1 pseudogene is annotated in these 639 nt (G+C 62.8%); it reads left to right on the top strand.

What is annotated here, in order from left to right:
- Positions 1-639 (top strand): annotated as a pseudogene (locus tag HMPREF2924_RS16040) (DEAD/DEAH box helicase); the annotation flags it as partial.

Raw genomic sequence — 639 nt, 5'->3', positions numbered from 1 at the left:
CGGCAGGCCAAACGCATGGAGCGATCGATGGCAAACATCGAGTTCGGCTTCGGTGAAGGCGGCTACCAACCGACCGAGTTCATCAAGCGCTACCTACCTGATGGCTACTTCGACCTGCTGGTGGTGGACGAGGGACATGAGTACAAGAACAGCGGCTCGGCCCAGGGCCAGGCCATGGGCGTTCTCGCAGCCAAGGCACGGAAAACCGTGCTGCTGACCGGAACGCTCATGGGCGGCTACGCCGACGACCTGTTCTACCTCCTGTTCCGCATCCTCACTCAGCGCATGATCGAGGACGGCTATCGGCCCAACGCGCGCGGCAGCATGGCTCCCGCAGCCATGTCGTTCATGCGCGACCACGGTGTGCTCAAGGATATCTACACCGAGCGCGATGGTGATTCGCACAAGACAGCGCGGGGCAAGAAGCTCTCGGTACGCACGGTGAAGGCTCCCGGCTTCGGCCCGAAGGGCATCCACCGCTTCGTATTGCCGTTCACCGTGTTCCTGAAGCTCAAGGATATCGGTGGCAACGTACTGCCCGACTCCCAGGAGGAGTTCGTCGACGTGCCCATGGCGCCTGAACAGGCTTCGGCCTATCAGCGCCTGTCGGCCACGCTGACAGCGGAGCTCCGCCAGGCT

This window comes from Pseudomonas sp. HMSC063H08 (assembly GCF_001813645.1).
In the GTDB taxonomy this organism is placed as follows: domain Bacteria; phylum Pseudomonadota; class Gammaproteobacteria; order Pseudomonadales; family Pseudomonadaceae; genus Pseudomonas; species Pseudomonas aeruginosa.
This window is presented reverse-complemented; position numbering and strand designations above follow the sequence as displayed.